This window comes from Streptomyces olindensis, from assembly GCF_040645895.1.
Taxonomy (GTDB): domain Bacteria; phylum Actinomycetota; class Actinomycetes; order Streptomycetales; family Streptomycetaceae; genus Streptomyces; species Streptomyces olindensis.
In genome coordinates, this window is record NZ_JBEYZD010000006.1 from 33,121 (window position 1) to 57,269 (window position 24,149).

Annotated in this window: 17 protein-coding genes and 1 pseudogene; 6 read left to right on the forward strand and 12 right to left on the reverse strand. The window is 71.0% G+C overall.

Annotation, left to right across the window (positions count from 1 at the left end; translation table 11 throughout):
* Positions 1 to 35 precede the first annotated feature (35 nt).
* Positions 36 to 2,876 (forward strand): glycoside hydrolase family 3 C-terminal domain-containing protein, encoded by a 2,841-nt coding sequence (locus ABZ948_RS05065; RefSeq protein WP_359757369.1) that lies wholly within the window; start codon positions 36 to 38, stop codon positions 2,874 to 2,876.
* Positions 2,877 to 2,973: 97 nt separating this feature from the next.
* Here ABZ948_RS05065 and ABZ948_RS05070 read toward each other — a convergent pair whose 3' ends face one another.
* The 3 genes from ABZ948_RS05070 to ABZ948_RS05080 all read right to left on the reverse strand — a co-directional run bounded on the left by ABZ948_RS05070 (position 2,974) and on the right by ABZ948_RS05080 (position 8,503).
* Complete coding sequence (locus ABZ948_RS05070; protein ID WP_359757371.1) at positions 2,974 to 4,419, reverse strand: aldehyde dehydrogenase family protein; 1,446 nt, start codon at positions 4,417 to 4,419, stop codon at positions 2,974 to 2,976.
* Positions 4,420 to 4,541: 122 nt separating this feature from the next.
* Positions 4,542 to 6,215 (reverse strand): PucR family transcriptional regulator, encoded by a 1,674-nt coding sequence (locus tag ABZ948_RS05075; protein WP_359757373.1) that lies wholly within the window; start codon positions 6,213 to 6,215, stop codon positions 4,542 to 4,544.
* A 119-nt stretch (positions 6,216 to 6,334) separates the two neighbouring features.
* The gene (locus tag ABZ948_RS05080) at positions 6,335 to 8,503 is read right to left on the reverse strand and encodes an ATP-binding protein (protein WP_359757374.1); all 2,169 of its coding nucleotides are present in this window, start codon (positions 8,501 to 8,503) and stop codon (positions 6,335 to 6,337) included.
* Between the two features lie 252 nt (positions 8,504 to 8,755).
* On the opposite strand from ABZ948_RS05080, the gene gabT reads away from it, so the two are divergent.
* Positions 8,756 to 10,090 (forward strand): 4-aminobutyrate--2-oxoglutarate transaminase, encoded by a 1,335-nt coding sequence (gabT, locus tag ABZ948_RS05085; protein ID WP_359757376.1) that lies wholly within the window; start codon positions 8,756 to 8,758, stop codon positions 10,088 to 10,090.
* A 204-nt stretch (positions 10,091 to 10,294) separates the two neighbouring features.
* Positions 10,295 to 10,516 (forward strand): annotated as a pseudogene (locus ABZ948_RS05090) (phosphatase PAP2 family protein); the annotation flags it as partial.
* Here ABZ948_RS05090 and ABZ948_RS05095 read toward each other — a convergent pair.
* On the reverse strand, positions 10,516 to 11,397 hold the full coding sequence (locus ABZ948_RS05095) for an NAD(P)-dependent oxidoreductase (protein WP_359757378.1): 882 nt from the start codon (positions 11,395 to 11,397) through the stop codon (positions 10,516 to 10,518). The pseudogene ABZ948_RS05090 and the gene ABZ948_RS05095 sit on opposite strands and share 1 nt — an antisense overlap.
* 112 nt (positions 11,398 to 11,509) lie before the next feature.
* Between ABZ948_RS05095 and ABZ948_RS05100 the strand changes: the two genes are divergently transcribed.
* A complete protein-coding gene (locus ABZ948_RS05100; RefSeq protein WP_359757380.1) occupies positions 11,510 to 11,839 on the forward strand; it encodes a winged helix-turn-helix transcriptional regulator in 330 nt (109 codons plus the stop codon).
* Positions 11,840 to 11,846: 7 nt separating this feature from the next.
* On the opposite strand, the gene ABZ948_RS05105 is transcribed toward ABZ948_RS05100, so the two are convergent.
* Positions 11,847 to 13,625: an acyltransferase gene (locus tag ABZ948_RS05105; protein ID WP_359757382.1), complete on the reverse strand. Its 1,779-nt coding sequence runs from the start codon at positions 13,623 to 13,625 to the stop codon at positions 11,847 to 11,849.
* A 57-nt stretch (positions 13,626 to 13,682) separates the two neighbouring features.
* Here ABZ948_RS05105 and ABZ948_RS05110 point away from each other — a divergent pair, with 57 nt between their 5' ends.
* Both ABZ948_RS05110 and ABZ948_RS05115 read left to right on the forward strand, forming a co-directional pair.
* On the forward strand, positions 13,683 to 14,360 hold the full coding sequence (locus ABZ948_RS05110) for a phosphatase PAP2 family protein (protein WP_359757384.1): 678 nt from the start codon (positions 13,683 to 13,685) through the stop codon (positions 14,358 to 14,360).
* 86 nt (positions 14,361 to 14,446) lie between these two features.
* The gene (locus tag ABZ948_RS05115; protein ID WP_359757386.1) at positions 14,447 to 16,231 is read left to right on the forward strand and encodes a GmrSD restriction endonuclease domain-containing protein; all 1,785 of its coding nucleotides are present in this window, start codon (positions 14,447 to 14,449) and stop codon (positions 16,229 to 16,231) included.
* Between the two features lie 83 nt (positions 16,232 to 16,314).
* On the opposite strand, the gene ABZ948_RS05120 is transcribed toward ABZ948_RS05115, so the two are convergent.
* The 7 genes from ABZ948_RS05120 to ABZ948_RS05150 all read right to left on the reverse strand — a co-directional run bounded on the left by ABZ948_RS05120 (position 16,315) and on the right by ABZ948_RS05150 (position 24,097).
* Positions 16,315 to 16,770 (reverse strand): hypothetical protein, encoded by a 456-nt coding sequence (locus tag ABZ948_RS05120; RefSeq protein WP_359757388.1) that lies wholly within the window; start codon positions 16,768 to 16,770, stop codon positions 16,315 to 16,317.
* Between the two features lie 168 nt (positions 16,771 to 16,938).
* The gene (locus ABZ948_RS05125; RefSeq protein WP_359757390.1) at positions 16,939 to 18,357 is read right to left on the reverse strand and encodes an NAD(P)/FAD-dependent oxidoreductase; all 1,419 of its coding nucleotides are present in this window, start codon (positions 18,355 to 18,357) and stop codon (positions 16,939 to 16,941) included.
* An 18-nt stretch (positions 18,358 to 18,375) separates the two neighbouring features.
* On the reverse strand, positions 18,376 to 19,176 hold the full coding sequence (locus ABZ948_RS05130) for an ABC transporter permease (protein ID WP_359757392.1): 801 nt from the start codon (positions 19,174 to 19,176) through the stop codon (positions 18,376 to 18,378).
* Entirely contained in the window at positions 19,177 to 20,106 is a 930-nt protein-coding gene (locus tag ABZ948_RS05135; RefSeq protein WP_359757394.1) for an ABC transporter permease, read from the reverse strand.
* A complete protein-coding gene (locus tag ABZ948_RS05140) occupies positions 20,106 to 21,251 on the reverse strand; it encodes an ABC transporter ATP-binding protein (protein ID WP_359757554.1) in 1,146 nt (381 codons plus the stop codon). The genes ABZ948_RS05135 and ABZ948_RS05140 overlap by 1 nt, the downstream gene beginning before the upstream one ends.
* A gap of 5 nt (positions 21,252 to 21,256) precedes the next feature.
* Entirely contained in the window at positions 21,257 to 22,504 is a 1,248-nt protein-coding gene (locus ABZ948_RS05145) for a polyamine ABC transporter substrate-binding protein (protein ID WP_359757396.1), read from the reverse strand.
* A gap of 57 nt (positions 22,505 to 22,561) precedes the next feature.
* Positions 22,562 to 24,097 (reverse strand): gamma-aminobutyraldehyde dehydrogenase, encoded by a 1,536-nt coding sequence (locus tag ABZ948_RS05150; protein ID WP_359757398.1) that lies wholly within the window; start codon positions 24,095 to 24,097, stop codon positions 22,562 to 22,564.
* Positions 24,098 to 24,149: the final 52 nt, after the last annotated feature.

Here is a 24,149-nt window from a genome sequence, read left to right on the forward strand (position 1 = left end):
AAGAGCCTCCCCGCTCCCGCACAAAGGGATCCCACGTGACCGCATCCACGCCGCCCAGTCCCCCCTTCCGCGATCCGCGCCTGCCCTTCGCGGAGCGGATCGACGACCTCCTGTCGCGGCTCACGCTGGAGGAGAAGACCGCCTTCCTGCACCAGTTCGCGCCCGCCGTCGAGCGGCTCGGCGTCGCCGCCTTCCGCACCGGCCAGGAGGCCCTGCACGGCGTGGCGTGGATGGGCCCGGCGACGGTGTTCCCGCAGGCGGTGGGCCTCGGCGCCACCTGGAACACGGAGCTGGTGCGGCGCGTCGGCGACGCGGTGTCCAGGGAGATCCGCGCGATGCGCGCCAAGGACGACCGCGTCGGCCTCAACGTCTGGGCGCCGACGGTCAACCTGCTGCGCCACCCGCTGTGGGGGCGCAACGAGGAGGGCTACTCGGAGGACCCGAGGCTCACCTCGGCGATCGCCACGGCCTACACGCACGGCCTGCGCGGCGACCACCCCACCTACTGGCGCACCGCGCCCGTGCTGAAGCACTGGCTCGCCCACAACAACGAGACGGACCGCTCCACGACGTCGAGCTCGGTGCGCCCGCGCGTGCTGCACGAGTACGACCTGCGGGCCTTCCGCGAGGCGGTGGAGGCGGGCGCCGTGGCCGGGGTCATGCCGGCGTACAACCTGGTCAACGGCCGTCCCAACCACGTCTCCCCGTACCTCGCCGAGCACCTGCGCACCTGGACCGACCAGGACCTGCTGGTCTGCTCGGACGCGGGCGCGCCGAGCAACCTGGTCGACTCCGAGCACTACTTCGACACCCACGAGGAGGCCACCGCGGCCTCGCTCGTGGCGGGCGTCGACAGCTTCACCGACCACGGCACGGACTCCTCGCAGATGATCGGGCGGCTGCGCGGCGCCCTGGAGCGGGGCCTGCTGACGGAGGCCGACGTCGACACGGCCGTGCGCCGCCAGCTCTCGGTCCGCTTCCGGCTCGGCGAGTTCGACCCGGAGTACGACCCGCACGAGGCGACCAGCGAGTTCGACACCCCGGCGCACCGCGCCCTCGCGCGGGAGGCCGCCGAGCAGGCGATCGTGCTGCTGAAGAACGACGGGGTGCTGCCGCTGGCCCCCGAGACCCGTGTCGCGGTGGTCGGGCTGCTCGCCGACGAGTGCAAGCTCGACTGGTACAGCGGCACGCTCCTGCACCGCTCGACCCCGCTGGAGGGCCTGTACGAGCGGTTCGGCGCGCAGCGGGTGGAGTTCACCGAGGGGGTCGACCGGGTCCGGCTGAGGACCGCCGCGGGCGCGTTCGTGCACGTGCCGGTGGCCGCGGACGCCGCCGACGAGGTGCGCGGCGCCGAGGGCGCGCTCGACCCGGCGCTGCTCGCGGGCCGCACCGACCTGCCCGCGCTCACCACCGACGCGACCGGCACCGAGCTGGCGCTGGCCGACTGGGGCGAGGGTGTGCTGACCCTGCGCGCACCCGACGGCCGCTACCTCTCGGTCGCCGACGACGGGTACGTCCGCGCCTCCGCCGACCAGCCGGGCGGCTGGGTCGTCCAGGAGACGTTCAGCCTGGAACCGCACGGGAACGGGCACCTCCTGAAGCACCGGGGGACGGGTCGCCACGTCTGTGTCTCCGCCGACGGCCTGAAGGTTGCCGACGAAGATCCGGAGGTCTTCGAGCTGGTCGTCACCGAGCGGGGCGAGGAGGCGGTGGCGCGTGCCGCCGCGGCGGCCGACGTGGTCGTGGTGGTCGCGGGCAACGACCCGCACATCAACGGCCGCGAGACGGAGGACCGGGCGACCCTGCGGCTGCCCGGACAGCAGGAGCGGCTGCTGCGGGCCGCCCGGGCGGCGAACCCGGCGACGGTGCTGGCACTGGTCTCCGCCTACCCGTACGCCGTCGACCCGGAGGACCTCCCGGCCGTGCTGTGGACCGCGCACGGCGGCCAGGCGGCCGGCACCGCCCTGGCCCGTGTCCTGGCCGGTGACGTCTCCCCCGCCGGCCGCCTCCCGCAGACCTGGTACGCCGACGACGCCGACCTCCCGGACCTCCTCGACTACGACGTGATCGGCAGCCGGCAGACGTACCTGTACTTCGAGGGCACGCCCCTGTTCCCCTTCGGACACGGCCTGTCGTACGCGTCGTTCACGTACGGCGGCCTGACGGCCCGGGTCGAGGAGGGGGCGGTGCGGGTCTCCTTTACCGTCACCAACTCCGGTGCGGTCACGGCCGACGAGGTCGCCCAGCTCTACACCCGGGCCGTCGAGGCGTCCGTGCCGCGTCCGCGCCGCCAGTTGCTGGACCACCGGCGCGTCACCCTCGCCCCGGGCGAGACGGCCGAGCTGGGCTTCGACGTCCCGCTGTCCGCCTTCGCGTTCTGGGACGTCGCCCAGGACCGGTGGCGCGTCGAGCCGGGGGCGTACGAGCTGCTGGCCGGGGCCTCCAGCGAGGACGTCCGGCTGCGGACGGCCGTCACGCTCGACGGCGAGCCCACCCTGCCCCGCGCCGTCCTCGCGCACGGCCTGGCCGCCGCCGGCTTCGACGAGCAGCGCGGCATCGAGATCGTCGACCGGACGAAGGTGTCGGGCGACGCCGTGACACCGGCGAACCCGGCCGGCGGCGGCGAACTGGTCTACCGGGCCTGCGACTTCGGGCGCGGCATCTCCGGGGTGACGGTGGAGGTGGCCGGCGAGGGCACGGTCGAGCTGTCCCTCGACGGCGGCCCGGCGCTCGCGGTGCTGTCGCCCGCGACGCCCACCTCGGGCCCGTACGACTACGTCCGCCTCGAAGCGTCCGTCGGCGCCGCGGGCGTGCACGACGTGCACCTCAGGCTGCGCGGCCCGCTGCGGCTCGCGCACGTCGGCTTCTCCGGTTGAGGGTCCGGAGCAGGCCGGCGTAGAGAAGGGGCCCGGCACCGGAAGGCATCGGTGCCGGGCCTCTTCGCGGAGCCTACCTGAAAATGGTTCCCATGAGCTAGAGGGTGATTCCGGCCAGGACCATCACGCGCTCGTAGGTGTAGTCCTCCATGGCGAACCGCACGCCCTCGCGGCCCACGCCGGACTGCTTCACGCCGCCGTAGGGCATCTGGTCGGCACGGTAGGACGGCACGTCACCGATGACGACACCGCCGACCTCCAGGGCCCGGTGGGCGCGGAAGGCGGTCTGCAGGTCGTGGGTGAACACGCCCGCCTGAAGGCCGTACTTGGAGTCGTTGACGGCGGCGAAGGCCTCGGCCTCGCCGTCCGCCTTCTGCACGGTGAGGACCGGCCCGAAGACCTCCTCGCAGGAGATCGTCACGTCGGCCGGGACCTCGGCCAGGACGGTCGGCGCGTAGGAGGCGCCGTCGCGCTTGCCGCCGGTGAGCAGCCGGGCACCGGCGTCCACGGCCTCCTGCACCCACTTCTCGACGCGCTGGGCGGCGTCCTCGCTGACCAGCGGGCCGACGTCGGTGGCGTCGTCGCTCGGGTCGCCGGTGACCTGGGCCTCGACGGCGGCGACGATGCGCGGCAGCAGCCGGTCGTAGACCGAGGCGTCGGCGATGACCCGCTGGACGGAGATGCAGGACTGGCCGCCCTGGTAGTTGGAGAAGGTGGCGATGCGGTTCGCCGCCCGGTCCAGGTCCTCGTCGCTCGCCCAGTCGGCGAGGACGACGGCCGCGCCGTTGCCGCCCAGCTCCAGGGTGCAGTGCTTGCGCGGCACCGAGTCCATGATCGCGTAGCCGACCTTCTCGGAACCGGTGAAGGAGATGACGGGCAGCCGCTCGTCCTGCACCAGGGCCGGCATCTTGTCGTTGGCGACCGGCAGGATGCTCCAGGAGCCCGCGGGCAGCTCGGTCTCGGCCAGCAGGTCGCCGATGATCAGGCCGGACAGCGGGGTGGCCGGGGCCGGCTTGAGGATGATCGGGGCGCCGGCGGCGATGGCCGGGGCGACCTTGTGGGCGCAGAGGTTCAGCGGGAAGTTGAAGGGCGCGATGCCGAGCACGACGCCCTTCGGGAAGCGGCGCGTGAGGGCGAGCCGGCCCTGGCCGCCGGGGTCGGTGTCGAGGCGCTGGGCCTCGCCGCCGTTGAACCGCCGGGCCTCCTCGGCCGCGAACCGGAACACGGAGACGGCACGGCCGACCTCGCCGCGCGCCCACTTCATCGGCTTGCCGTTCTCGGCGGAGATCAGCCGCGCGATCTCCTCGGTGCGCTCGGCGAGACGCTTGCTGACGTGGTCGAGGGCGGCGGCCCGCACGTGGGCCGGGGTGGCGGCGAACTCGTCGCGCACGGCGTACGCGGCGGCCACGGCCTCCTCGACCTGCGCGTCCGTCGGCACGCTCACCTTGCCGACGAGCCGCCCGTCCCAGGGGGAGGTGACGTCGAAGGTGTCCTCGCCGGTGGCCTGGCGGCCGGCGAGCCAGAAGGCGTGGGTGGAGGTCATGTTCGTTCCGGCCCTTCGGCGTTGGGGGTGATCCAGTCGTACGGGACCCACCGTAGGGGCGGAGTGGCCGAAGGGCGCTTGTCCGGGGCGTAGCAGTGGCGGGCGATGACACTACGGTTTGGCTAGTCGGTGCTGGTCGCCTTCAGGGCCAGCCAGAGCTCCATCCGCGCGTCCGGGTCGTCCAGGGAGCGGCCGAGGATCTCCTCGACCCGGCGCATGCGATAGCGCAGGGTGTGGCGGTGGACGCCGAGGTCGGCCGCCGCCGCGTCCCACTGGCCGTGCCGGGACAGCCAGGCGCGCAGGGAGGCGACCAGGTCGCCGCGGCCCGTGGCGTCGTGCTCGTACAGCGGGCGCAGCATGCCGTCGGCGAACGCCCGGACGGCGTCGTCCGCGAGCAGCGGCAGCACGGATCCGGCCGCCATCTGCTCGTGCTCCACCAGGACGCGCCCGCGCCGCCGCGCCACCGACAGCGCCTGCTCGGCCTGCTTGTACGCGGCGGACGCGGCGATGGGTCCGGCCGGCGCCGACAGGCCCACGACCAGCTCGTCGTCCTCGCCGCCCGGCGCCTTCTCGCGCACGCCGGTCCGGGCCGTCTCCAGGGCGGCCGCGTACTCGGCGCAAGCCGCCGCCGCGGCGCCGCCGTCCGCGGCCAGCACCACCAGCCGCTCCCCCTCCGGCACGACCAGCACGGCCTCGCCCGACCGGGCCGCCGCGGACTCCATGACGTCGGCGAGCGCCGCGAGGCGGTCGCCGTTCGTGTCGGCCGCGGCGAGCGCGGCGGCCGAGGGCCGGTCCGCGGCCCGGGCGGGCGTCTGGGACTCGGCGCGGGCCAGGGCGGCCGAGGACGACACCGGCACCCGCTCGGCGACCACCATCCGGAACGGCGCGTCCAGCAGCCCGCCGTACAGGTCCCCGGCCACGGCACGCGCGTGGTCCGGCTCCCCGGCCAGCAGCATGCGCAGCACCGCCGAGCCGATCCGCTGCTCGGCCGCCTGGAGGGACCGGGAGCGTTCCGTGGTCAGCGTCAGCAGCGCGATCGCGGAGTGGAGGGCGTAGCGCTCGGCCGTGCCGAGGGCGGCGGCCGTGCCGACGGCGAGGGCCGCCCGGGGACGCCGGCCGGTGCCGATGGTGTGCAGTTCGACCCGGTCCTCGTTCTCCGGCCCGCCGACCACCGACGAGGCGGGCGCGGCCCGCTCCCGCAGCCGCTGCACGTCGCCGGTGAGCCGCGCGGCCCGCCGCCCCGCCCACTCCGGTGCCGTGGCGACGACGGCGCCCGAGGCGTCGTACAGCGCCGCCCAGCCGTCGACCTGCGCGGCGAGCGCGGCCAGCAGCCCCTCCGGCCCGCCGGTCTGGGCCTGCCGGGTCAGCTCGCGCTGGGCGGCGAACCCGGCGGTGACGGCCTTGTACTGGTCGGCGGCGATCGCCGCGGACACGGCCTTGCTGATGGCCAGGAAGGGCGTGCGGCGCGGCACCTCCAGCAGGGGTAGGCCCTCCTCCTCGGCCGCGTCGACGAGCGCCTTGGGGATCTCCTCGTAGTTGACGCCGACGGCGAAGCCGAGCCCGACCACTCCGGCCCCGGCCAGCCGCCGCACGTAGCGGCGCATGGCCTCCGGGTCCTCGGCGTCCAGCTTCAGCGCGGTGATCAGCAGCAGTTCCCCGCCCTCCATGTAGGGCACGGGGTCGGCGAGCTCGCTGACGTGGGCCCAGCGGACCGGCACGTCGAGGCGGTCTTCGCCCGCTCGCACGGTCAGTTTCAGCGCGGAGTGGTGGACGAGCGAGGCGAGCGTCGGGGGCATGAGGCCTTCTGCGTCAGGGCTGTGTGATCTTTGTGGTCTTTTGGCCGCCACGTATGAACGACCTGTGACGATTCTGCCTCACCGTACGGTCCCCGCGTACCCGCACCGTCGGGAAGCCGTCAGCCCCGGAGATCCACCAGCAGCGGCGGTGCGTGCTCACCCTTCACATCGGTCAGCGACAGCACCGCGTGTCCCGCCGGGACGCCGTGCGCCAGCTCGGACGCGGACCAGCGCTCCCGCTCGACCTGCCGCACGGTCACCGCCCGCGCGGTCGGGGCCTTGCCGGTGATCACCCGCCGCACCGCGTGCAGTGCCTTGCCCGCCGGGGTCTCGGCGATGATCTGCCGGTCGGTGACGTCCCGGGCCTCGGTCCACTCCTTGCCCCACACTTCGGCGAAATCCTGCCCGTCCCAGGGCGTGACCCCGGACAGCGCCATCCGGCAGCCGGTGGCCCCGAGCAGCGGCCCGCGCAGGGGCCGGGCCACGTCGTCCAGGGTGCGCAGGGTCAGCACGACTCCGGCGTTGCCGGACCGCAGCCGCTGGATGCCGCGCACCGACTCGGGCGTGACCACGCCGGTCGCGTCGTCGAGCACCAGGCAGGCGAACAGGGACCGGTCCTCGCGTACGGCGACACTCGCCGTGAACTGGGCGAGCACCAGCCGCGCCAGCATCCGGGAGGCGTCGGCGTGCCCGCGCTCGGGCAGGTCGATGCGGACCCGCACGGGGTGGTCGAGGGCCTTGAGCGTGAACGGCCGCGACTGGCCGGAGGTGTCGAAGAACCCGGCGAACGCGGGCCGGTCGAGCAGCGCGACCCGGTCGGCGAGCACCCCGCCGACGTCGCCCGGCTGCCCCATCTGACGCTCCCGGGCGTCGAGTTCCCGCAGCAGCGAGTCCTGCCCGGCGTCCTGCAGGCCCTGCCGCAGCGTGGCGAACGGCCCCGGCGACCCGTCCAGCAGCTGCCGCAGCTCCGGTACGGAGGGGAAGCGCCCGTGGACGGCCCGGAACGGTCCGAGCAGCTGTGCGAGGACGGTGGTGGAGCGGCGGCTGTCACTGCCCGGATGCGGATCGGCGAGATCCCCGACGAGCGCCTCGGCGAGCACGGCGGCGGCCTCGTCCGGGTCGGCGGTCCCGCCGTAGAGGTCGAGGTCGTACTCGGACTCCTGGTTCCCGATCCGTACGACGACGTCGTACGCGTCGGCCGGCCCGAGCCCCGCCCCGGCCGCCCCGACGACGACCACGGCGGCCCGCCCGGCGAGAGCATGCAGACACAGCGACTCGGCGAGCGGCCGGACGACGGTACCGGTCTTACCGGAGCCGGCGGGGCCGACGGCGAGCAGGGAGGTACCGAGCAACTCCGGACCGAGAGCGAGCCCGGTGCCGCGGTAGGCGTACGGGTTGCGCGGGTTGTCTGCGCTGGTGCCCAGCCTCACCTGCCCGGTGACGAGGTCGTGACGGGCAAGCCGGGTGGGCAGGTCACGAGCGCCCGAGGGGTGCAGGCAGGCGGCGGCGCCATCCTGAAGCACGGCGCCGCTGAAGGAGGCCATACTGTGCCGACCGCTGCGAACGCCCTGCCAGGCCCGGACGATCCGGGCATGGTCGACGTCCCGCATGAGCCCCGCCCGCGCGTCGGCGGCGAGCCGCTCGGCGGCATCTACGGCGCCGGCGGCCCGCAGCTGCGGAAATTCGGCGGGGTCGGCCTCGGGGAGGGGCGGCGGTCCGTCACCCGAGGTGCTGCGACGCCAAGCGGCGGGGCCAAACCGGCGCCACAATTCGGACCAGTGTCCGATTTTTCCGAAGATTGCGAAGATCCCGACGAACACCAGTCCCTCGTAGACCCACGAGGCCGCGCCGCCCACGGCTCCGGCTTTGCCGAGTGTCCATGAATCGGGCGCCAGCACGAACCACGGCCAGAGCCAGAAACCGCCGAGATAGCCGTTGTACAGCAGCGAGCACAGCAGCCAACCGCAGAGAAACGCGATCACGGCACCGGCCAGCAACTGTCGCGTCGGAATGAGCTCCGGCTCCTCCTCCGGCCGCGGCTTATGCCCGAATCGCCACACACCGGGCGGTGCCTCGGGCCGGGGCATGCGGAGCCACGTCAGGAACGACGATCCGTCCGGCATCGGGGGAATCCCGGGTGCCTGGGCCGGCCGGGGTGGCACGCCAGGCCTGTGGGGCGCCGAACTGCGCCCGTCCGGAGGCACCGCGGGCACCTCCGGTGGCCCCGCCGGGCGCGGCACGGGATTCGCGTGCGTACCCCGGGCCTCCTGCGTCCCGTCGCTGTCCATCGCCCTTGCCCCCTGACCAGCCGCTCCGTCCACCATCAGCGAGCCAATCTAACGCCCTCCCCTGGGGAGTTCACCGCTTACACGGCCGGGTCGTGGGCAGCAGCCCACCAGACCGCCATGTCCACCCCGGACAAGCCGCCCCGCCGACAACGCCCACATGGAGCATGCCCACCCCCCTTTCCCCGCCCTAGCCTGCGAGAAAAGAAGCCAAGCGTCCGTGCATCACCATCCGCACCACCCCAGGAGCCCCGCATGACCGCACTTCCGCAGGAGCGTCGCGTCGTCACCGCCATCCCCGGACCGAAGTCGCAGGAGCTGCAGGCCCGCCGTACCGCCGCGGTCGCGCAGGGTGTGGGCTCGGTGCTGCCCGTGTTCACGGCGCGTGCGGGCGGCGGCATCATCGAGGACGTCGACGGCAACCGGCTCATCGACTTCGGGTCGGGCATCGCCGTCACCTCCGTCGGCGCCTCCGCCGAGGCCGTCGTACGGCGGGCCACCGCCCAGCTCGCCGACTTCACCCACACCTGTTTCATGGTCACGCCCTACGAGGGGTACGTCGAGGTCGCCGAGGCCCTCGCCGAGCTGACCCCGGGCGACCACGCCAAGAAGAGCGCCCTGTTCAACTCCGGCGCCGAGGCCGTCGAGAACGCCGTGAAGATCGCGCGGGCGTACACCAAGCGGCAGGCCGTCGTCGTCTTCGACCACGGCTACCACGGCCGCACCAACCTCACGATGGCGCTGACCGCGAAGAACATGCCGTACAAGCACGGCTTCGGGCCGTTCGCGCCCGAGGTCTACCGGGTGCCCGTGGCGTACGGCTACCGCTGGCCGACCGGCCCCGAGAACGCCGGCCCCGAGGCCGCCGCCCAGGCGATCGACCAGATCAGCAAGCAGGTCGGCGCCGAGAACGTGGCCGCGGTCATCATCGAGCCGGTGCTCGGCGAGGGCGGCTTCATCGAGCCGGCCAAGGGCTTCCTGCCGGCGATCCGGAAGTTCGCCTCCGACCACGGCATCGTCTTCGTCGCCGACGAGATCCAGTCGGGCTTCTGCCGCACGGGCCAGTGGTTCGCCTGCGAGGACGAGGGGATCGTCCCGGACCTGATCACCACGGCCAAGGGCATCGCCGGCGGTCTGCCGCTGGCGGCCGTGACCGGTCGCGCCGAGATCATGGACGCCGCGCACGCCGGCGGCCTGGGCGGCACCTACGGCGGCAACCCGGTCGCCTGCGCCGGTGCGCTCGGCTCCATCGAGACGATGAAGGAGCTCGACCTCAACGCCCGGGCCAAGGCCATCGAGGCCGTGATGAAGGCGCGCCTGTCCGCCATGCAGGAGAAGTTCGACGTCATCGGCGACGTCCGCGGCCGCGGCGCGATGATCGCCATCGAGCTGGTCAAGGACCGCGCCACGAAGGAGCCGAATCCGGAGGCGACCGCCGCACTTGCCAAGGCCTGCCACGCCGAGGGGCTGCTGGTCCTGACCTGTGGCACCTACGGCAACGTGCTCCGCTTCCTGCCGCCGCTGGTGATCGGCGAGGACCTGCTGAACGAGGGCCTCGACATCATCGAGCAGGCCTTCTCCCGCATCTGAACCGGTCGCTGCCCGCATCCGGCCCCGGCGCCGCGCATCTGAGCCGCCGTCGGGGCATCTGAGCCGCCGTCGGGGCAGGTGAGCCGCCCCGGTTCCGCTACCGGGGCGGCGAGCGGCAGAGCGTGTGAAGAAGGTGTGCGAGGTGGATGACAGGGGGCCCTGCGGCCTGTCCTCCGCCCCGCCCCTGTCGTAGGTTCTACCCAGATGAGAGATACACCCCGCCCACAGGGGACTGTGGGCGACATCAGGCCGGGGCCTCCCCAGCTTCGACCTGGTCGTGCCCTCGCGCACACCGGAGCCTCAGGCTCTGGATCTCCTCACCGATCGGACGGTCGCCCGCCCCAAACCCCCCGGGGCGCGCGACGTTCCGGTCCGGACGGCCGCCTCGGAACCACCCCCCCTGTTCCGGGGCGGCCGACCTCCCTCTACGCCCCCTTCCTGAGCACTTCGGTCAGTGCCGCGATGCTGTGCCCTCCGTGGCCCTCCCCGGCCGCCCGGCGCAGCAGGTCGTGCAGGGGAGCCAGCCAGGCGGTGTCGACGTTCGTCTCCTCGGCCAGGTCGTCGTCGTGGGCCGCGCCCGCGAGGAAGAGGTCCACCGAGCTCGCGGCGTCGCTGTAGTCGCCGCTGTCGATCTCCGCGGCGTAGACCGGCAACAGCATCTTGATCATGTCCAGCCACTTGCCGGCGAACCGCACCATCGACTCCGCCCGCAGTCCCCGCGCCTGGACGGCGGCGGCCCCCTGGAAGAAGCCGACGAGCGCGGGCAGCAGCATCGCGCCCACCGCCATCTCGTACAGCGCGGCGAGGTCGGGTTCCTCCCCGAGGTGGACGGTGTCGCCTCCCAGTGCCCTGAGGGTCGTCTCGTGCGCGTCGAAGACGGACCGGTCACCGCTGTAATAGAGCAGGGTGTCCGCCGCTCCCACGGCCGCCGGCACGTTCTTGACCGCTCCGGCGAGCAGGCGGGCGCCGTGCGCGGTGGCCCACGCGGCCGTCTCCCGCGCGCCGGACGGGGAGCCGCTGTTCAGGGTGACGAGGACCCGGCCCCGTAACGCCCCGGCGGCCGGTTCCAGCGCCGCGCGGGTGTCCTCGAAGGTGGTCAGGCAGGTGACGACCAGGCCGCTCGCGGCGACGGCGTCCGCGACCGACTCGGCGTGCACGGCCCCCTCGTCCACCAGCGGCGCGGCTCGGCCCGGGGTGCGGTTCCAGACGGTGGTCGGATGCCCCGCCGCCAGGAACGCCCCGGCGAGCGCCCGCCCCATCGAGCCCAGTCCGATGACGGTCACGGGTGTGGGATTGTCCCCAGCCATGATTCTCTCCCTTGTTCTGCTTACGGGATTCCATGCTGGGTGGTCGCGTACATTCCCTCAAGTACCTACATTTTTCTCGGGTACTGACAGTTTTGTTCGTGGGGAGGGCCGGATGGCGAAACGTACGTATACGTGCGGGCTGGATGCCGCCATAGCCGTAATGGGCGGAAAGTGGAAGGGCCTGATTCTGTTCTCGCTGGGTGAAGGGTCGTTGCGCTTCGGCGAGTTGCGGCGGGCCGTGGCCGGAATCAGCGAACGGATGCTCATCCTTCAGCTGCGGGAGATGGAGAACAGCGGTCTGGTGCACCGCGAGGTGCACCAGCAGGTGCCGCCGAAGGTGGAGTACTCGCTGACGGAATTCGGTCGTTCCCTCAATGCCGCGATGGCCCCGCTCGGCGAATGGGGCGAGGAGAATCTGGAGCGGATCGAGGCCATTCCGTGAGCCGGCGTCAGGACGGTTTCCCGGCGGCCGGCGCCGGTTCGGGGCGGTGGATGCCGCGGGGGCGGTAGCCCAGGACGTCGGCGAGGCCGAGCACGTCCGCCAGCAGCCAGATGATGGCGAGCCACATCTCCGTTCCCTGGAGGCCGGGTTCGCGGCCCGGGCCGCTGCCGTCGGGGGTGGGGCCGAAGGCGAAGCCGCGGCCCGGGTGCCAGCGGCGCAGGGCGGCGGTGAGCTGGGCCGCCGCCCAGGCGCGGGTTTCCTCGGAGCGGTGGGTGGTCTGCCGGGCGCAGAACCACAGGGGGTGGATCACGTCCAGGACGTTGCAGGCGTTCTCGCGGCCCGGGGCGAAGTGGCGGGGGTCGCGTGCGTGGTCCAGGACGGTGTCGACCACGCGCTCCGCGTACGGCACGGGCAGGCCGAACTGGGCGAACGAGCCGCGGGTGAGCCGGTAGTAGCCGTTGACCATCTGCAGGCGTCCGGCCTCGGCGGTGGGGGAGCCCCACATGCCGGTCCAGGGGTCGGCGTGGGTGTGCAGCCAGCCGAACAGTGCCTCCAGCGCGCCGGGCGCGGCCGCCTCCGCCCCGAGCCGCAGGTTCCAGTGCGCGGCGGTGGCCCAGGAATCGACCCAGGCCCCGGCGTGCCAGGCACTCTCGCGCCAGGGCAGGGCGGCGAGGTGGCGGACCAGCCGGTCCGCGGTCGTGGTCCGCACCGCGTGGACCGGGTGGGCGAAGGAACTGCCGAGCAGGTCGAGCGCGTAGCCGACGCACAGCACGTGGTAGGCCGCGGCACCGTCCTCGTCCGGCACCCCGGCCGGGCCGGGCAGCGGCGGCGCCGCACCGATCTCGGGGACGAGGCCGGTGGCGGGGTCCTGCAACGCCCGCAGCCGCCGCACGTGTTCGGCGGCGGCCAGGTGCGGCGGCACGTCCCGGAGCAGCAGGTCGGCGATCTCGACGGCGTCGCAGTGGGCCCGCACGGTCGGCTGGACACCGGGCCGGTCGACGTAGTGCCCGGTGCCGGGCTGCCGACACCGGTCGAGCAGGCCGGGGGTCTCGGCCCGGGCGGTTGCGGCGAACGCGGCGAGCTGCTCCGCGAGGTCGGCGAAGGCGGGGCGCGGGTCCGCGCTGTGCTCGTCGTAGGGCTTGCCCAGAATGGGCGCGGTGTCCTCCCTCGCACCCCCTGACTGCAGGGCGGGGCCCCATCCCCCACCCCCCGCCTCCCGCCGGTCCCGTATGCGCCGGGCCGGATTTCCCGCCGCCACCGTCCAGGCCGGCAGGTCCTTCGTCACCACCGCCCCCGCCCCGACGACGCAGTGGTCCCCGATCGTCACGCCGTCCAGGACGACCACGTGCGAGCCGATCCACACGTCGTCGCCGACCGTGATCCCACGGCTGGTGACGGGCTGCCGATGGACCGGCAGGTCGGGCGCGGTCCCGTGGTTGAAGCCGAGCAGGGAGGTGTGGGCGCCGACACGCACCCCCTCCCCCAGGCTGACGGTGCCGCGCACGACCGCGAAGGGGTTGATCGTGCAGTCGGCGCCGGTGCGTATGTCGCCGGTGACGTAGGCGTGGGCCGCGATGTAGGAGCGGTCGCCCAGGTGCAGGACGTCCGGGTGCACGGCGGCCGTCTCCGCGACGAAGCAGTCCGCCCCGAGCCGCACCGCGCCCGGCCCCACCAGCAGCCGCTTCTGCCGCTGTTCCTGCGCCGCGCGCTGCTCCTCGGACGCCTGCGCGGCGAAAAGCCACGGGCAGTGCTCGAAGAGGCCGTCGTCGTTCGCCGGCTGGTTCACGTGATCCTCCGCAAGGGGCCGCGAGTGGGCGTCTGTGCTCGTGCCAAGCTGTGCCCCATGCCGACCCCCGCGAACCAGGAGCGCGCCACGTCCCCCACGCGGGGCGAGCGGACACGTCCGGGCGCCCTGACCCTCCTGTTCGGCCTCCCCGCCCTGCTCTTCGCCCTGATCACCTGGCAGGTCGTCGCCGACGGCCCGCTGATCCGGCTCGACGAACGCGTCAGCCGCGGCCTCGTCGACCCCGGCCGCGGTTCCGAACTCCTCGCCGACCTCGGCAACGTCCAGGTCGCGGTCCCGGTCCTCGCCGTCGCCCTCGGGTACGTCGCCGTACGCGCCCGCCGCGACGGCGGCGACCGCTGGTGGCTGCCGGTGGCCGCCGCGGCCCTCCTCATGGCCCTGGTCCCCGCGTTGATCATCCCGCTCAAGGAACTCACGGACCGCCCGGGCACCCCGGCCGTCCCACCCGGCACCGGCTACTACCCCTCGGGCCACACCGCCACGGCCGCCATCGCCTACGGCTCCGCGACCCTGCTCCTGCTCCCCCGACTCCACACGCCCCTCGCCCGCCGGACCCTGGTCATCGCATGCCTGGCCCTCATCCTCGGCGTGAGCTACGGCCTGGTCCGCCGCGGCTACCACTGGCCACTGGACGTGGTGGGCAGTTGGTGCCTCTGCTCCGCCCTGTTGACCGGCTTGGCCTGGGCACAGCAAGTCCACCACAAACAAACATATTAGAACAAGACCTCTCATGCCTCCTTGTGCGCTTCACTGCCAGGGGATCATGAATCCCCCATTTGCCATTTCTTACACGATGAGGCCCCATGTCTATCACCCCGCGCGGTATGTCCATTCAAGAAGCATATAGCCTCTACCGCAGCGAAAAACTCATCGTAAACAGGAATTACCAGAGAAAGCTCGTCTGGGGGGTGGACGAAAAAGCGCATCTCATCGATAGCATTTTACACGGCTTCCCCATTCCGCTCTTCCTTCTGGCGGAGGCCCCCGACCAAAAGTATGAAATAATTGACGGAATGCAGCGGCTTGATGCCATTTTCGGCTTCATCGAGCAACGCTACGGCCTCACGGATGATGACGACGCCGTCCGTTTCTTTGATCTGGCCGAGTTCTCAAGAGCCCGACAGCTGGCCGAATCCGGGGCATTCGACCGAGAGCCAGGCGAACCGAAGTTGATAACAGCAGCCCAGTGCGCAGACCTCCTGGACTATCAACTCGCCGTAACCATCTTCACCTCAAGGGAAGAAACTCAAGTCACCGAAGTATTTCGGCGAATAAACTCCGGCGGGCGCCAACTGAGCGCCCAGGAAAAACGGCAAGCCGGAGTAGTGAGCGAGTTTGTGCGCCTGCTGAGGCACCTCGCCTCCGAATTTCGATACGACGGCTCACCCGAGGTTCTGCCCTTGACCAAGATGCCAGTTGTATCCATTGACTCGGCACGCGAGCGTCTGGGCTATGTAGTCGCCGCAGAAGAAACATTCTGGTGCAATCTCGGCGTCCTGAGCACGAAACAGCTCCAGCAAAGCGAAGATGAGCAGCTCCTCGCAGACATCTGCATTTCTGCCGTGCGGGGCAACACTTTCAGCGTAAGCTCTGACGTACTGGACAAGTACTTCGATCTCGAAACCGCAGAGAGTAAGTCACTGACCGCAGATCTTGCGGCATACGGTACCGACAAACTCGCCGACGACGTCAAAGTCGTCCTTGGCGCCATGAAGACCATGGTGGACTCCACCAAACCGGGCACGGTCGGCGCATTTAGACAGCACGTGAGCACTAGCGGATGGAACTCGGCCAAAACTCCGTTCTATGCAGTGTTCATGGCATTCTTCGATCTCATGATCAGAAGGCAGATGCAACTCTCCGACCCACTCGGAGCGTTCGCAGCCATACATAAGGTAACCGCCAAGCTCACTCCCAGCAGGAATACGACTACAGAAGCTCAGCGGCAGGCGAACATAGATGTCGTACGCGGATTGGTCGAGAAATTCTTCACACACTCGCCACGAGGAGCTTTGACTCATGGCCCCGCAATGGAGATCGAATTTCCGAACCTCATCAGGCGTGCCCCCATCGAAAGTGCCAGGTATGAGTTCAAGCAGGGCATAGTCTCCCTCAACGAAAAGCGCACCATCAACAGGGACCTCCTCAAGAAGCTTCCGAAGATCATGTCCGCCATCGCCAATACCGGACCCGAGTCCGATGGTTATGTGATCTTCGGCGTTGCCGACAACGATGCGGCCGCGCAGAGGATCGAGCAGCTCGACGCTGTTCGACCGGTACCACTCGCCCGCCAGGTTCTCTTCGGCATTGACCGGGAGTGCGACGTCCTGGGCATCGACATCAGTACCTACGTCCGCCACATCATTCGCGCGATCCAGACGTCACCACTGGAGGACCCCCTAAAGGGGGATATTCTCGCCAACCTCGACACGATCTCCTACTCCGGCCGCACCTATGTGGTCGCTCGCATACCGGCCCAAAGGGATCTTTCAGGGTTTGACGGCGACTACTACGTGCGCGATGGTGACGGGCTTCGCAAAATGTCGACCGCCGAAGCACTGGCAGCCGCTAAGCGCTTCCGGAAGTGACCTGCGACGGCGGTTCTACCAACGATGGCACGGCCGTGAAGCAACGCCCCGACGCGGCCCGCCAGGCATGCCGGTCAACTGCCTTACCTGTCCCAGTTCCCGGCCAGCCCCGCCGCCGCCTCGTGCATCGCCAGTTCCAGCAGTGCCGGGTCCGTCAGGGTGCCCGAGCCGTCCGGTGGGACCAGCCAGCGGACGCCTCCGGGGGAGGAACGGCCCGGGTACGGCACGACGATCCAGGTGCCGGCGCCCGCCGTGCGGATGCCCGTGCCGAGCCAGCGGGCCGCGGTGCCCGGCGGTACGAAGAACCCCATGCGCGCGTCGCCGAAGTCGACGAGCACGGGCCCCGGCTGGTCGAGGACACGGCTGAGCACGTCGAGCGTGGCGTAGCCGAGTTCGCCGGGCAGGATGAGCACGTCCCAGGCGCTGCCGGCGGGCAGCAGCGCCACCCCGAGCGGGTTGCGCTCCCACTCCCAGCGGCAGGCCTCGGGATCGGGTGCGACGGATGCGAGCCACTCGACCGCCGTCTTCGCCCCTGTCATGAGGAAGACCCCCTTCTCTCTCGTGAGCTCGTGAAGCTCATGGACCTCGTGGACGCGCCGTGCGTCCACGAGGCCGTCACGAGGGAGAAGGGGTCTCCCGGCCGTCATTACGCGGCTTCCGGCTCCTCATTGGAGTGAACCGGCTCACACCGGCTCACACCCACCGGCTCAGCTGTCGAAGCCCAGCCCCAGCCGGTCCATCGTCCGCAGCCACAGGTTGCGGCGTCCGCCCTGTGCGTCCGCTCGCGCCAGGGACCACTTGGTGAGGGCGATGCCCGTCCAGGCGAACGGCTCGGGCGGGAACGGCAGCGGTTTCCTGCGGACCATCTCCAGCTCGGTCCGCTCGGTGCGCTCCCCCGCCAGCAGGTCCAGCATCACCTCGGCGCCGAACCGGGTGGCGCCCACGCCGAGCCCCGTGTATCCGGCCGCGTAGGCCACCTTGCCCTGGTGGGCGGTGCCGAAGAACGCCGAGAAGCGGGAGCAGGTGTCGATGGCGCCGCCCCAGGCGTGGGAGAAGCGGACGCCCTCCAGCTGCGGGAAGCAGGTGAAGAAGTGCCCGGCGAGCTTGGCGTAGGTCTCGGGCCGGTCGTCGTACTCGGCGCGGACGCGGCCGCCGTAGGGGTAGATCGCGTCGTAGCCGCCCCAGAGGATCCGGTTGTCGGCGGAGAGGCGGAAGTAGTGGAACTGGTTGGCGCTGTCGCCGAGGCCCTGGCGGTTCCGCCAGCCGATCGAGGCCAGTTGGCCGGCGGTGAGCGGCTCGGTCATGAGGGCGTAGTCGTAGACCGGGACGGTGTAGGAGCGGACGCGTCTGACCAGGTTGGGGAAGACGTTGGTGCCGAGGGCGACCCGGCGGGCGCGGACCCGGCCGTAGGGGGTGCGGACGGCCATGCCCGCGCCGTAGGGCCTGAGGTCCAGCGCGGGCGTGTGCTCGTAAACGCGGACGCCCAGGTCCGCGCAGGCCCGCTTCAGGCCCCAGGCGAGCTTCGCCGGGTGCAGCATGGCGACGCCCCTGCGGTCCCACAGGCCCGCCTGGAAGGTGGGTGAGTTCACCTGCTCCCGTACGGCGTCGGCGCCCAGGTACTCGACGTCCTCGGCCAGGCCGCGGCGGGACATCTCCTCGTGCCAGTCGCGCAGTTCCCACGCCTGGTACGGCTCGGTGGCGACGTCGATCTCGCCGGTGCGTTCGAAGTCGCAGTCGATGGAGTGCCGGGCGACCGCCGCCTCGATCTCGTCGAGGTTGCGGACGCCGAGCCGCTGGAGCGTGTGGATCTCGTCCGGCCAGCGGGCGAGGCCGTTGGGCAGGCCGTGGGTGAGGGAGGCGGCGCAGAATCCGCCGTTGCGGCCGGAGGCGGCCCAGCCCACCTCGCGGCCCTCCACCAGCACCACGTCCCGCCGCGGGTCGCGTTCCTTGGCGATCAGCGCCGTCCACAGTCCGCTGTAGCCGCCGCCGACGACCAGCAGGTCGCAGGTCTCGGAGGTGGTGAGGGCGGGTTCGGGACGGGGCCGGCCGGGGTCGTCCAGCCAGTACGGGACCGGCTGGGCGTCGGAAAGCGATCGGGTCCACTGATTCATGGCGCTCGGGGCCATGATGTCAACTCCCTACGGTTATGCCTTTTGTCTGCTGCGGCGATTGCCGACGGCCATGGAAACCAGGACGAACAGTACGGCGACGACGAACATGGCCGTGCCGATGACATTGATCTGGACGGGCGTTCCGCGCTGCGCCGAGCCCCAGACGAACATGGGGAAGGTGACCGTCGAGCCCGCGTTGAAATTGGTGATGATGAAGTCGTCGAAGGAGAGCGCGAAGGCGAGCAGCGCGCCCGCCGCGATTCCGGGGGCGGCTATCGGCAGGGTCACGCGGACGAACGTCTGGAACGGGCCCGCGTACAGATCCCGCGCCGCCTCCTCCAGTTTTGGATCCATCGACATGACTCGTGCTTTCACGGCCGTGACCACGAAACTCAGGCAGAACATGATGTGCGCGATGAGGATCGTCCAGAAGCCGAGCTGCGCGCCCATGTTGAGGAACAGGGTGAGCAGCGAGGCGGCCATGACGACCTCGGGCATCGCCATCGGCAGGAAGATCAGCGAGTTCACGGCGCCGCGGGCGCGGAACCGGTAGCGGACCAGCGCGAAGGCGATGAGCGTGCCGAGGAGGGTGGCGCCGAGGGTCGCCCAGAAGGCGATCTGCAGGCTGACCGACAGCGAGCCGCACAGGTCGGAGACTCCGCAGGGGTCCTTCCAGGCGTCCAGCGAGAACTGCTGCCACTCGTAGTTGAAGCGCCCCCTCGGTTTGTTGAAGGAGAACACCGTCACGATGATGTTCGGCAGCAGCAGATAGGCGAGGGTGAAGAGTCCCGCGATGACGACGAGATTTCTCTTGAGCCAGTTGACGAAGGGCATTTAGACCAGATCCTCCGTCCCGGACCTGCGGATGTAGAAGGTGACCATGAGGAGGATGGCCGCCATGAGGATGAAGGAGAGCGCCGCGGCCGTCGGATAGTCGAGCACTCTGAGGAATTGCGTCTGGATGACGTTGCCGACCATGCGGGTGTCCGTGGAGCCGAGCAGATCGGCGTTGACGTAGTCGCCGGTCGCCGGGATGAAGGTCAGCAGCGTGCCGGAGACGACACCGGGCATCGACAGCGGGAAGGTCACCTTGCGGAAGGTGGTCCAGGGCCGGGCGTACAGGTCTCCGGCGGCCTCGTGCAGCCGTCCGTCGATGCGCTCCAGCGAGGTGTAGAGCGGCAGGATCATGAACGGCAGGAAGTTGTACGTCAGGCCGCACACCACCGCGAGCGGCGTCGCCAGGACCCGGTCGCCGGCGGTCCAGCCGAGCCAGTTGGTGACGTCCAGGACGTGCAGTGTGTTCAGCGCGCCGACGACCGGGCCGCCGTCCGCGAGGATCGTCTTCCAGGCCAGGGTGCGGATCAGGAAGCTGGTGAAGAACGGCGCGATCACCAGGATCATGATCAGGTTCCGCCAGCGGCCCGCCCGGAAGGCGATCAGGTACGCCAGCGGGTAGCCCAGCAGCAGGCACAGGATCGTGGCGGTGCCGGCGTAGAGCACCGAGCGGACGAACTGCGGCCAGTACGCGGACAGCGCGTCCCAGTAGGTGGCGAAGTGCCAGGTGACCTTGTAGCCCTCCTCCAGGGAGCCCGTCTGCACGGACGTGGAGGCCTGGTAGATCATCGGCAGCGCGAAGAACACCAGCAGCCAGAGGATGCCGGGGAGCAGCAGCCAGTAGGGGGTCAGGCGGCCCCGGCGCTTCGGGGGCTTCGGGCCGGGTGCGTCCGGTGCGAGGGGCGGTGGCGCCTCGGTGAGTGTGCTCATCAGGCCGCCTCTTCCACTCCGGCGTCGGCGTCCTGGGCGGCGTCCAGGCCGAAGGTGTGGGCCGGGTTCCAGTGCAGGACGACCTCGGCGCCGGGCGCCAGGCGCGGGTCGCGGTCGATGTTCTGGGCGTAGACCTCGAAGTCCGGGCAGACCGGGCTGTCGACGACGTACTGCGTCGAGACGCCGATGAAGCTGGAGTCCGCGATCCGGCCGGTGATGCGGTTGCGGCCCTCGGGGATCTCGCCGGCGTCGTCCGCGTGGGTGAGGGAGATCTTCTCCGGGCGGACCCCGACCAGCACCTTGCCGCCGGTGCTCGCGGGTGCCGAACAGCGGGCTTCGGGCAGGACGAGCTTGCCGCCGCCCGCCTTCAGCACGATCTCCTCGCCGCTCCTGGAGTCGACCTCGGCCTCGATGAAGTTGGAGGTGCCGAGGAAGTTGGCGACGAAGGTGGTGCGCGGGTTCTCGTACAGCTCGGCCGGCGAGCCGAGCTGCTCGACGCGGCCCGCGTTCATCACGGCGACCGTGTCGGCCATGGTCATGGCCTCCTCCTGGTCGTGCGTGACGTGGATGAAGGTGATGCCGACCTCGGTCTGGATGCGCTTGAGCTCCAGCTGCATCTGGCGGCGCAGCTTCAGGTCGAGGGCGCCGAGCGGCTCGTCGAGCAGGAGCACCTTGGGGTGGTTGATCAGGGCGCGGGCCACGGCGACGCGCTGCTGCTGGCCGCCGGAGAGCTGGTGCGGCTTCTTGCGGGCCTGCTCGCCGAGCTGGACCAGCTCCAGCATCTCCTCGACCTGCTTCTTCACCGACTTCCATCCGCGTCGGCGCAGGCCGAAGGCGACGTTCTCGAAGATGTCGAGGTGCGGGAAGAGGGCGTAGGACTGGAAGACCGTGTTCACCGGCCGCTTGTAGGGCGGCAGGGCCGTCACGTCCTGGTCGCCGAGGAAGACGGTGCCGGCGGAAGGTTCCTCCAGCCCGGCGATCATGCGCAGGGTGGTGGTCTTGCCGCAGCCGGAGGCACCGAGCAGGGCGAAGAAGGAGCCCTGCGGCACGGTCAGGTCGAGCGGGTGGACGGCGGTGAAGGCGCCGTAGGTCTTGGATATGCCCGTGAGGCGGACGTCGCCGCCCGGGTCGGTGGTGTTCGTCATGGTGGTCACGCCCCCGTCAGCTTCGCGAACTTCTCTTCGAACTCGGTCTCTTCCTTCGAGCTCAGCGAGCGGAAGGCGTGCGACTTGGCCGCCATGGCCTTGTCGGGGATGATCAGCGGGTTGTTCGCCGCGTCCTTGTCGATCTTCTCCAGCTCGGCCTTCACGCCGTCGACGGGGCACACGTAGTTGATGTACGCGGCCAGTTCCGCGGCGGGCTTCGTCTCGTAGTAGAAGTCGATGAGCCGCTCGGCGTTCGTCTTGTGCCGGGCCTTGTTGGGGATCAGCAGGTTGTCCGTGGACGTCATGTAGCCGCTGTCCGGGATGAGGAAGTCGATGTCGGGGCTGTCCGCCTTGAGCTGGACGACGTCCCCGGCCCAGGCGACGCAGGCGGCGAAGTCGCCGCTGGTCAGGTCCGAGGTGTAGTCGTTGCCGGTGAAGCGGCGGATCTGGCCCTTGTCGACGGCCTTCTGCAGGCGGGCGATGGCCGCGTCGTAGTCGTCGGCGGTGAAGTCCGCCGGGTCCTTGCCCATGTCGAGCAGGGTCATGCCGACGCTGTCGCGCATCTCCGACAGGAAGCCGACCCTGCCCTTGAGCTTGGGGTTGTCGAGCAGGTCGGACAGGGACTTCACCTCAACGCCGTCGAGGGCCTTCTTGTTGTATGCGATGACCGTCGAGATGCCCTGCCAGACGTACGAGTAGGCGCGGCCCGGGTCCCAGTCGGGGCTGCGGAACTGCGCGGAGAGGTTGGCGTAGGCGTGCGGCAGGTTGGACGGGTCGAGCTTCTGCACCCAGCCGAGGCGGATGAGGCGGCCGGCCAGCCAGTCGGTGAGGACGATCAGGTCGCGGCCGGTGTCCTGGCCCGCGGCGAGCTGCGGCTTGATCTTGCCGAAGAACTCGTTGTTGTCGTTGATGTCCTCGGTGTACTTGACCTTGATGCCGGTGCGCTCGGTGAACTGCTCCAGCGTCGGGTGGTGCTTGCCGCTGTCGTCGACGTCCATGTACTCGGTCCAGTTGGAGAAGTTCACGGTCTTCTCCTTGGCCGAGCGGTCCTCGGCCGGCACGCCGCCCTGCGACCGGCCGGCCGCCGGGATGCCGCAGGCGCTCAAGCTCCCGAGACCGCCGACGGCGAGCGCGCCGCCCGCGGAGGCGCGCAGCAGCGACCGGCGGGTGAGCGCGGCCCTGCCGTTGGTGAAGCTGCGCCGCATGGCGGCCACTTGGGCCGGGGACAGGCGGTCGGGCTCGTACTGCTCCATGCGCGTGGTTGCCCTTTCGGAGGGTGGACGGCCGTTGGTCAGGCGGCCTGCAAACGGCTATCGATCCCCGAACACCGTGCGGTGCCAGTCCTTCGCGGCCACCGCGGTGTTGTCGAACATGACGTGCTTGATCTGGGTGTACTCCTCGAACGAGTACGTTGACATGTCCTTGCCGTAGCCGGAGGACTTGTAGCCGCCGTGCGGCATCTCGCTGATGATCGGAATGTGGTCGTTGACCCACACGCACCCCGCCTTGATCTCGCGCGTGGCCCGGTTGGCCCGGTACACGTCCCGGCTCCAGGCGGAGGCGGCGAGCCCGTACGGGGTGTCGTTGGCGAGGGCGATGCCCTCGTCGTCGGTGTCGAACGGCAGCACGACCAGGACCGGCCCGAAGATCTCGGACTGCACGACCTCGCTGTCCTGCGGCGCGTCGGCGATGAGGGTGGGCCGGTAGTAGGCGCCCTTGGCGAGCCGGCCCCCGGGCGCCTCGCCGCCGGTCACCACGCGCGCGTAGGCCCGCGCCCGGTCGACGAAACCGGCGACCCGGTCGCGCTGGACGTGCGAGATGAGCGGCCCGAGGTCGGTGCCGGCGGCGAAGGGGTCACCCAGCCGGACGGTCTCCATGAGGGCCGCGGTCCGCGCCACGAACTCCTCGTACAGCGGCCGCTGCACGTACGCGCGCGTGGCGGCCGTGCAGTCCTGCCCGGTGTTGATGAGCGCACCGGCGACGGCGCCGTGGGCGGCGGCCTCCGGGTCGGCGTCGTCGAAGACCACGAAGGGCGCCTTGCCGCCGAGCTCCAGGTGGAGGCGCTTGACGGTGGCGGTGGCGATCTCGGCGACGCGCTTGCCGACGGCGGTGGAGCCGGTGAAGGAGGTCATGGCCACATCGGGGTGGCCGACGAGGTGCTCCCCGGCCTCCCTGCCGGTGCCGGTGACGATGTTGATCACGCCGTCCGGGATCCCGGCGTCGGTGGCCGCCCGGGCGAAGAGCAGCGAGGTGAGCGGGGTGAGCTCGGCGGGCTTCAGGACGATGGTGTTGCCCGCGGCGACCGCCGGGAGGATCTTCCAGGCGGCCATCTGGAGGGGGTAGTTCCAGGGCGCGATCGACCCGACGACCCCGATGGGCTCGCGCCGGATGTACGAGGTGTGGTCCCCGGAGTACTCGCCGGCGGACTGCCCCGGCAGGTGGCGTGCGGCTCCGGCGAAGAAGGCGGTGTTGTCGATCGTCCCCGGGACGTCGAACTCGCGGGTCAGCTTCAGCGGCTTGCCGCACTGCAGCGACTCCGCGCGGGCGAAGTCCTCGGCCCGGTCGGCCAGGACCGCGGCGAACCGGTGCAGGGCGTCGGACCGCTCGCCGGGGGTGGCCCCGGCCCAGCCGGGGAAGGCCTCGCGGGCGGCGGCGACGGCCCGGTCGACGTCGGCCGTGCCCGCCAGCTCGTAGCGGAGGACCTCCTCGCCCGACGCCGGGTCGACGACCGCGTGCGTACGGCCGGAGGTGCCCCTGGCCGGACGGCCCGCGATGTACTGCGCGCCCTCCTCGAAGCGCTCCTCGGCCGGGAAACGGTCCGGGGTGGCGGTACCCGGGTTGTGCATGTCGCTCTCCTCCGTGTCCCCGTGAGGGGGCCGGCGTGGCTCAGGCTCGATT

Bases quoted from the DNA above. Each gene is read 5' to 3' on its own strand.
- ABZ948_RS05145 (WP_359757396.1), bottom strand. From the start codon at position 22,504: ATGGAGCAGTACGAGCCCGACCGCCTGTCCCCGGCCCAAGTGGCCGCC.
- ABZ948_RS05115 (WP_359757386.1), top strand. From the start codon at position 14,447: ATGTCTATCACCCCGCGCGGTATGTCCATTCAAGAAGCATATAGCCTC.
- ABZ948_RS05095 (WP_359757378.1), bottom strand. From the start codon at position 11,397: ATGGCTGGGGACAATCCCACACCCGTGACCGTCATCGGACTGGGCTCG.
- ABZ948_RS05150 (WP_359757398.1), bottom strand. From the start codon at position 24,097: ATGCACAACCCGGGTACCGCCACCCCGGACCGTTTCCCGGCCGAGGAG.
- ABZ948_RS05125 (WP_359757390.1), bottom strand. From the start codon at position 18,357: ATGGCCCCGAGCGCCATGAATCAGTGGACCCGATCGCTTTCCGACGCC.
- ABZ948_RS05110 (WP_359757384.1), top strand. From the start codon at position 13,683: ATGCCGACCCCCGCGAACCAGGAGCGCGCCACGTCCCCCACGCGGGGC.
- ABZ948_RS05100 (WP_359757380.1), top strand. From the start codon at position 11,510: ATGGCGAAACGTACGTATACGTGCGGGCTGGATGCCGCCATAGCCGTA.
- gabT (WP_359757376.1), top strand. From the start codon at position 8,756: ATGACCGCACTTCCGCAGGAGCGTCGCGTCGTCACCGCCATCCCCGGA.
- ABZ948_RS05080 (WP_359757374.1), bottom strand. From the start codon at position 8,503: ATGGACAGCGACGGGACGCAGGAGGCCCGGGGTACGCACGCGAATCCC.
- ABZ948_RS05135 (WP_359757394.1), bottom strand. From the start codon at position 20,106: ATGAGCACACTCACCGAGGCGCCACCGCCCCTCGCACCGGACGCACCC.
- ABZ948_RS05075 (WP_359757373.1), bottom strand. From the start codon at position 6,215: ATGCCCCCGACGCTCGCCTCGCTCGTCCACCACTCCGCGCTGAAACTG.
- ABZ948_RS05120 (WP_359757388.1), bottom strand. From the start codon at position 16,770: ATGACAGGGGCGAAGACGGCGGTCGAGTGGCTCGCATCCGTCGCACCC.
- ABZ948_RS05130 (WP_359757392.1), bottom strand. From the start codon at position 19,176: ATGCCCTTCGTCAACTGGCTCAAGAGAAATCTCGTCGTCATCGCGGGA.
- ABZ948_RS05070 (WP_359757371.1), bottom strand. From the start codon at position 4,419: ATGACCTCCACCCACGCCTTCTGGCTCGCCGGCCGCCAGGCCACCGGC.
- ABZ948_RS05140 (WP_359757554.1), bottom strand. From the start codon at position 21,251: ATGACGAACACCACCGACCCGGGCGGCGACGTCCGCCTCACGGGCATA.